At 65.1% G+C, this 7,478-nt stretch carries 5 protein-coding genes; 4 read left to right on the top strand and 1 reads right to left on the bottom strand.

Going from position 1 to position 7,478, the window contains the following annotated elements:
* Positions 1 to 183 precede the first annotated feature (183 nt).
* From serA to ABIC09_RS35495, 4 genes are all read left to right on the top strand, one after another.
* On the top strand, positions 184 to 1,428 hold the full coding sequence (gene serA / locus ABIC09_RS35480; RefSeq protein ID WP_354112154.1) for a phosphoglycerate dehydrogenase: 1,245 nt from the start codon (positions 184 to 186) through the stop codon (positions 1,426 to 1,428).
* A gap of 117 nt (positions 1,429 to 1,545) precedes the next feature.
* Positions 1,546 to 2,565: a patatin-like phospholipase family protein gene (locus ABIC09_RS35485; protein ID WP_354084084.1), complete on the top strand. Its 1,020-nt coding sequence runs from the start codon at positions 1,546 to 1,548 to the stop codon at positions 2,563 to 2,565.
* Between the two features lie 3 nt (positions 2,566 to 2,568).
* A complete protein-coding gene (locus ABIC09_RS35490) occupies positions 2,569 to 4,023 on the top strand; it encodes a GntP family permease (protein WP_354112155.1) in 1,455 nt (484 codons plus the stop codon).
* A gap of 80 nt (positions 4,024 to 4,103) precedes the next feature.
* Entirely contained in the window at positions 4,104 to 5,765 is a 1,662-nt protein-coding gene (locus tag ABIC09_RS35495) for a tannase/feruloyl esterase family alpha/beta hydrolase (RefSeq protein WP_354112156.1), read from the top strand.
* 33 nt (positions 5,766 to 5,798) lie between these two features.
* Here the strand turns inward: ABIC09_RS35495 and ABIC09_RS35500 are convergent, their stop codons facing one another.
* Complete coding sequence (locus ABIC09_RS35500; RefSeq protein WP_354112157.1) at positions 5,799 to 7,163, bottom strand: AAA family ATPase; 1,365 nt, start codon at positions 7,161 to 7,163, stop codon at positions 5,799 to 5,801.
* Positions 7,164 to 7,478 lie beyond the last annotated feature (315 nt).

The raw sequence follows: 7,478 nt of genomic DNA on the forward strand, positions 1-7,478 counted from the left end.
GTCACCCTGAGGTGTGCGCTCTGCGGCGCGATCGCGCCGCTGAGCAAGCCTCGAAGGATGACGGGACTAGTACACCGAGCATATCTACCGCCGCGCCATCTTCTCCCAATATCGAAAGCCTATTGTGCTGCGCACTGTCCGCGGTCTATGAGCTGCGGCAAAACCGCTACTTACGGAGATTCCATGCCAGCCCCAGGCCAAAGCCCTGAGCGGAGCGCGAAGGCGCTGCTGCTTGAAGGTGTCAATGACAGCGCCGTGGATCTGTTCAAGAGCGCGGGCTTCACCAATGTCGAGCGCCTGACCAAGGCGCTGGATGGCGAGGCGCTGCGCCGGGCGCTCAAGGGTGTCTCGCTGCTCGGCATCCGCTCCCGCACCCAGATCACCGACGAGGTGCTGGAAGCCGCCGACGGGCTGCTCGCAATCGGCTGCTTCAGCGTCGGCACCAACCAGGTCGATCTGCCGGCAGCGCGCAAGCGCGGCATTCCCGTGTTCAACGCACCGTTCTCCAACACGCGCAGCGTCGCCGAGCTCGTCATCGGCGAGATCGTGATGCTGCTGCGGCAGATCTTTCCGCGCTCGGTGTCGGCGCATGAGGGCGGCTGGGAAAAATCGGCGGCCGGCAGCCGCGAGGTGCGGGGACGTACGCTCGGCATCATCGGCTACGGCAATATCGGCTCGCAGCTCTCGACGCTCGCGGAAGCCATGGGCATGCGGGTGATCTATTACGATCGCACCGACAAGCTCCGCCACGGCAACACCGAGCCGGTCGAGAAGCTGGAAGAGCTGCTGGCGCAGAGCGACGTGGTCAGCCTGCACGTGCCGGAGACGCCGGAGACAGCCGGCATGATCGGCGAGAAGGAACTGCGGGCGATGAAGCCGGGCTCGTTCCTGATCAACAACAGCCGCGGCACGGTGGTCGATCTCGACGCGCTCGCAGGCGCGCTGCGTGACGGCCACATCGCCGGTGCCGCCATCGACGTGTTCCCGGTTGAGCCGTCCTCGAACGCGGAACGCTTCAAGAGCCCCATGCAGGGCCTCGGCAATGTCATCCTCACGCCGCATGTCGGCGGCTCGACCGAAGAGGCGCAGGAGCGCATCGGCGGCGAGGTGGCACGCAAGCTGGTCGACTATTTCATCACGGGATCGACCATGGGGGCGGTGAACTTCCCGGAGGTGCAGCTGCATTTGCGTCCCTCCGGCGTGCGTTTCAGCCACGTCCATCGCAACGTGCCGGGCATGCTGCGCCGGCTGAACGAGGTTTTCCTCCAGCGCGACATCAACATCGCTGCGCAATATCTGGAGACGGCCGGCGACCTCGGCTATGTCGTGCTGGACGCCGATCTCGGCGGCGAGGAATCAGGCGCGCTGCTGGCGCAAATCCGTGCGCTCGAAGGCACGATCGGCGCACGGCTGGTATTCGAGCATTAGGCGGCGAGCGGCCTACGTTCCAGTTGCATCTTGCGGCCACTGCTCTCTACACTGCTCTCATCTTCGGCGTGTTACAAATCGCGTCGAATTTGAGCTTCAGTTGCGTGAGTGTCCGCCATGGAACGGGACGCCGTACTGATTGATCTCGCGCTTCAGGGCGGCGGTTCGCACGGCGCCTTCTCCTGGGGCGTACTCGACCGCCTGCTGGAGGAAAAGTGGCTCAGCATCGCCGCGATCTCCGGAACCTCCGCAGGCGCGATGAACGCGGCGGTGCTGGCGGATGGCTGGACGGCGGGCGGCGCCGAGGGCGCGCGTGATGCCTTAGAACAATATTGGCGCCGTGTCGCGAAGGCCGCGGCCTTCAGCCCGCTGCAGCGTTCGCCGCTCGATCGGCTGATGGGGCGCTGGACGCTCGATACCTCGCCCTTCTACATCCTCACCGACCTGATGTCGCGGGTGCTGTCGCCCTACGATCTCAATCCGACCGGCTACAATCCGTTGCGTGCGGTGCTGGCCGAGAGCATCGATTTCGAGCGGCTGGCGCGCTCGCCGATCCAGCTCTTCGTCACTGCAACGCGGGTGCGCACCGGTCGCGGCCGCATCTTCCGCAACGCCGAGATCACGGCAGATGTGCTGCTGGCCTCGGCCTGCCTGCCGACCATGTTCCGTGCGATCGAGATCGATGGCGAGCCCTACTGGGATGGCGGCTATGCCGGCAACCCGACCATCACGCCGCTGGTGCGCGAGAGCGACGCGCACGACACTATTCTCGTTCAGATCAATCCGACGGAGCGGCTGGAGCAGCCGCGGACCGCCGCGGAGATCCTCAACCGTGTCAACGAAATCTCCTTCAACTCACCGCTGATGAAGGAGCTGCGGATGATCGCGCTGCTGCGCCAGGCGGCGGATCCCGGCAGCGGCGAGGGCGCGCGCTGGGCGAAAATGCGGACGCATCGGATCAAGAGCGACATGCTGGCGAAGTTCGGCGCATCGTCCAAGCTCAATGCGGAATGGGAGTTCGTCTCGATGCTGCGTGCCGAGGGGCGCATCGCCGCGGATGTGTTCCTGGCCGAACACGGTGCGGATATCGGCCGGCAATCGACCGCCGATCTCGATGTGCTTCTGGCGGAGTGCTGAGGCATGGGGCTTCTTGGCCTCTTCGTCGGGCTGGGCCTGCTCGTGCTGTTTGCCTTTCGCGGCTGGAGCGTGCTGCTGCTTGCGCCGCTCGCAGCGCTCGTTGCTGCACTGTTCGGCGGCGAGCCGCTGCTTGCGAACCTCACTCAGGTCTTCATGGTGAACGCGGCGGGATTTCTCGCGCAGTTTTTCCCGATCTTCCTGCTCGGCGCCCTCTTCGGCAAGCTGATGGATGACAGCGGCGCGGTCACGTCGGTCGCCGCCTTCATGGCGAAACGTCTTGGCGAGCGGCGCGTGATCCTGGCGGTGGTGCTGGCCGGTGCGCTGGTTACCTATGGCGGTGTCAGCCTGTTCGTCGCGTTCTTCGTCATCGTGCCGATGGCTCGTTCGCTGTTTCGTGCCGCCGCGATTCCGCGCCGGCTGATTCCGGCCGCTATCGTGTTGGGGACGTCGACCTTCACCATGTCGGCCTTGCCGGGCACGCCGTCGATCCAGAATGCGATCCCGATGCCGTTCTTCGGCACGACGCCCTTCGCCGCGCCGGGCCTGGGCATCGTCGCCTCCCTCATCATGCTCGGCACGGGATTGTGGTGGCTGCATCGCGCCGAAGCCAAGGCTCGCCGCGTCGGAGAAGGCTATGGCGATGACGTCGAGGATGTGACCGAGCGAGCCGCCGCCGACGAGCTCGTCCGCGAACGTGCGACGACGGCACGGGAGTTCGATCCGGCGGAAATGCAGCATGGCCATCGCAGCGGCGAGCCGTCGCCGGCCCTGAGTGCCGTCCTGCCGCTGGTCGTCGTCGTGGCCGTCAATCTCCTGATGTCCCTCGTGGTGCTGCCGCGGCTCGACGTCTCTTATCTCGCCGAGCAGCGTTTTGGCGGAACGTCGCTTGCCGCTGTTGCGGGCGTGTGGTCGGTCGCGGTCGCCCTGGCAGCGGCGATCGTCACGACCATCGCGCTGAACTGGGCGCGGCTGCCGGCATTGCGGCAAACCATGGACGCCGGGGCCAATGCGTCGGTGCTGCCGGCGTTCAGTGTCGCGAGCCTCGTCGGATTTGGCGCGGTTATCGCCTCGCTGCCAGCATTCGCGCTGGTGCGCGAATGGGTGCTCGCGATCGAAGGCGGTCCGCTGGTCTCGCTCGCGGTCGCGACCAATATCCTGGCAGCGCTGACCGGCTCGGCGTCGGGCGGCCTGACGATCGCGCTCGACGCGCTAGGCCAGACCTATGTCGATCTCGCCGCGCGCACCGGCATCGACCTCGCGCTGATGCATCGTGTTGCAGTGATCGGTTCGGGGACGCTGGATATCCTGCCGCACAATGGTGCGGTGGTCAGCCTGCTCGCGATCTGCGGCCTGACCCATAGCGACAGCTATCTGGACATTGTGATGGTGGGCATCGTGACGTCGCTGCTGGCGCTGGTGGCTGTGATTGCGCTGGGCAGCGCCCTTGGATCGTTCTGAAGCGATTGACGCAGGCACGAAGGTTGCGTTGAATGCGGCCAACTGTCGGACGCAAAAACCGAGAAAGCCGGGTGGAAACGATGACGTTAACAAGGGCAAGGCTGTGTGCATGGCTGGTGGGGATTGCGGCAGCGCTGAGCGCGACCGGCGCGTTCGCGGCGACACTGGCCGAGGATGCGGATACCGTCTGTAAAGGTCTCGCCGGCGGCACCGACGCCGTCAAGATCGATGCCGCGACGTTGCAGATACCGTCTCAGCTCGCCATTGCCGAGCGCGGACCGACGCCGTCGGGACGCATCACGCCGGCCAATCCCGCCTTTTGCAAGGTGCTCGGCCATATCGACCCGGTCGATCCCAAGGCGCCGCCAATCAAGTTCCAGGTCAACCTCCCGGTCGAATGGAACGGGCGCTCGGTGCAATATGGCGGCGGTGGCTTCAACGGCGTGCTGATCACCGGTCTCGGTTTGCCGCCGGCCTATCCCTTCGACAAGCCGTCGCCGCTCGCGCGCGGCTTCGTCACCTACGGCACCGACTCCGGTCATGAGTCCAGGCCGGGCGAGCCGCCGCAGCTGTTCGCGCTCAACGACGAGGCGTTCGAGAATTTTGCTCATCGTTCCTACAAGAAGGTGCGTGACGCCGCTGTTACGCTAATGGAGCGCGCCTACGGCAAGAAGCCCGAAAAAATGTACTTCATGGGCTCGTCCGAAGGCGGCCGCGAGGGCCTGACGATGGCGCAGCGTTATCCCGACGATTTCGACGGGATCTTCGCGCGCGTGCCCGTCATCAACTGGGTTGGACTGCAGCATGCGGGCACCCGTTCCGGCATCGTCACCATGGGCGAGGGCTGGATCAATCCGGCGCAGGTCAAGCTCGTGGGCGATGCCGTGCGAGCGGCCTGCGACAAGGCCGACGGATCCGAAGATGCGCTGGTGCAGGACCCCGTGGGCTGCAAGGCAGCCTTCAAGGTCGAGACGTTGCGCTGCGCCGAAGGCAAGAGCGGCGATCAGTGCCTCACCGACGCGCAGATCAAGGCGGTCGACACGCTGCACGCCACCTACAAATTCCCGTTCACGCTCGCCAATGGTCTCGACGATTATCCAGGCTGGGGCGTGTCGGGTGAGGATACGCCGGCGATCGGACCGACCGGCGGCTGGATGGCGTGGTGGCTCGGCGCCGCGCCGCCGGCGCAGCCGCCCGCGCCCAACAACGGCATCGCCTGGATCTATGGTGCCGGCGGCATTCAATACGTGTTCGCGCGCGATCCCAAGCTCGACGTCACCACCTACAAGGTGGAGGACCACAAGGCGCGGCTGCTCGAGGTGTCGGCACTGATGGATTCGACAGATCCCGATCTCAGCCGTTTTCGCGCCCGCGGCGGCCGGCTGATCATGCTCGAGCATATGGCGGACTACGCGCAGAGCCCCTATGCCGGCATCCGCTATTTCGAGAGCGTCGAGCGCAAGCTCGGCAAATCGGAGACCGCCGAGTTCGCACGGCTCTACACCGCGCCCGGTGTCGACCATGTCGGCTCCGGCGCGCCCGCCAATGTCGACATGCTGAGCGCGCTGGTCGATTGGGTCGAGAAGGGCACGGCGCCCGGCGATCTCGAAGTCACCGAGCAGAAGGTCGAGGCGCCGTTATTTGCGGTCACACGCGCGATGCCGCTGTGCCGCTGGCCGGCCTGGCCGCACTACAAGTCCGGCCCCGTGACGGAGGCGGCGAGCTTCACCTGCGCGCCTTAGGGACAATGCGTGCTGAGCGCGATGGCGGTGGAATCACCCCGCCGCCATCGCCTGTGCGCCGCCAAGCAATTGCGCATTGAGCCGACCGCCGGAGAACAGCATGTCGTCGAGCGCCTCGTCGATATCGGCTGACGTTACCGAGTTGCCGCCATCGCGCGCCAGGCTCGCCTGGGCCAGCCGTCGCATTAATTCCTTGATGAATGCGCAACTCGTGCCCTCGCTGCGGCGTGCCGCCTCCGTGATGACCGCATCGTCGAGCGGCAGCCCCTTGCCGTAGAGCCGGACCAGCTTGCCGCGGCCCTGCTCGTCAGGGAGCGGCACTTCGATCGCCTGATCGATCCGGCCCGGGCGGCCGGCGAGCGCGCCTTCGAGGTCCTCTGGCCGGTTGGTGGTCAGGACGAACAGGATGTCTGCATCCTCCTTCAGTCCGTCCATCTCGTTGAGCAGCTTGTTCAGCATCGATTCTTCACACGGCCCCATGTCGTCGCGATCGCGGGCAATGAGATCGACGTCCTCGATCACCACCATCGATGGCTGCAGCAGGCGCGCCAGGCTCATATAGGCGCCGAGCAAGCCGATCTGCTCCGCGGTGATGATCAGCGTCGTATGACCGGGCAAATGCGTCGCGAGATAGCGGATCGTGTGGGTTTTGCCGGTGCCCGGTGGGCCATACAGCAGGATGCCCTTCCGGGTGGACTGGCCAAGCCGGCGCAATTGATCGCGCGTGCCGACGAAAGTCAGCACGTTGCGATCGAGTAGCCGCAGGGTCTGCTCGGGCAGGATCACATCGTTGCGCGCGACCTCTGGCAATCGGTGCACGGTGATGCCGCGCGAGCGACCGCGATAGTCGGAGTCGGCATCGAGCGAGAGGATCTTGCCGCGATAGGTTCGTGCGGCCTGCACGGCCTCTTCCAGCTCGCTGAAGCACTGCTGGACCAGGGCTGCGCCTGCGGTGCCTGACGGCACCAGGATCTCGATCCGAATTCCTGGCTCGCGGCTGTATTCGCGGTGTGCGCAGAGCAACACCGCATAACGGAGACCGTCCTGCTGGCACAGCCACAGTCCGTTATCCAGACACTTGACCGGGCTCTTCTCGCCGACGTCGACGTCGGAATATTGCAGCGGGGCGATCGCGACCGCATAGCGGCCGCTCTTGAGAAGGCGCGAAATCGACAGCGTTTCGTAGCGCTGCTCCTCGTTCAGCCCGAACAACCGGATGGCTTTGCCGAAGAGCCGGTCGATCGCGGCCTGGACATCGACCCGCATGTGGCCGGGAAATTGGCGGATCGTGGTCACGAGTTTGCTGCGCGCAGTGCCGGCAAAGTGCCAGTCAAGGACGTCGCAAGCAAACTCGAAATTCTCTTCCTGTCCGCTTGCGGGCTCATCCGCTGCACGCATGCATTCGCTGCAAAGCGAGATTGTGCGATTGCCGATCCGAACGTCCGTCTGTCCCTCGGGCTTGCCGCAGAGTTCGCAAGGAGTCTTGATCGCCTCGAGCGTGACCTGCAGTTTGTGGCCGGCCAGTGTGATGGATTTTTGCGCGGACTTGAGAAGAGCCTCGGCGACGGGTTGCGGGTAAGGGCCGCAAACTCCCTTTTCCTTCTGTTCGATCTGGGTGATTAGAGCGTTAGCCCATCTGACTGAATCGTTGGGGATTCACAAATCAGCGTTTTGGTGATTCAAGCTACCCGCCGGGACGGGAGGCCGGCGGGC

Source organism: Bradyrhizobium sp. S3.12.5, from assembly GCF_040548225.1.
GTDB classification, from domain to species: domain Bacteria; phylum Pseudomonadota; class Alphaproteobacteria; order Rhizobiales; family Xanthobacteraceae; genus Bradyrhizobium; species Bradyrhizobium cytisi.

What these genes read in the sequence shown, in the direction of transcription:
- serA (WP_354112154.1), top strand. Translation starts at nt 184, where the DNA reads ATGCCAGCCCCAGGCCAAAGCCCTGAGCGGAGCGCGAAGGCGCTGCTG.
- ABIC09_RS35485 (WP_354084084.1), top strand. Translation starts at nt 1,546, where the DNA reads ATGGAACGGGACGCCGTACTGATTGATCTCGCGCTTCAGGGCGGCGGT.
- ABIC09_RS35490 (WP_354112155.1), top strand. Translation starts at nt 2,569, where the DNA reads ATGGGGCTTCTTGGCCTCTTCGTCGGGCTGGGCCTGCTCGTGCTGTTT.
- ABIC09_RS35495 (WP_354112156.1), top strand. Translation starts at nt 4,104, where the DNA reads ATGACGTTAACAAGGGCAAGGCTGTGTGCATGGCTGGTGGGGATTGCG.
- ABIC09_RS35500 (WP_354112157.1), bottom strand. Translation starts at nt 7,163, where the DNA reads ATGCGTGCAGCGGATGAGCCCGCAAGCGGACAGGAAGAGAATTTCGAG.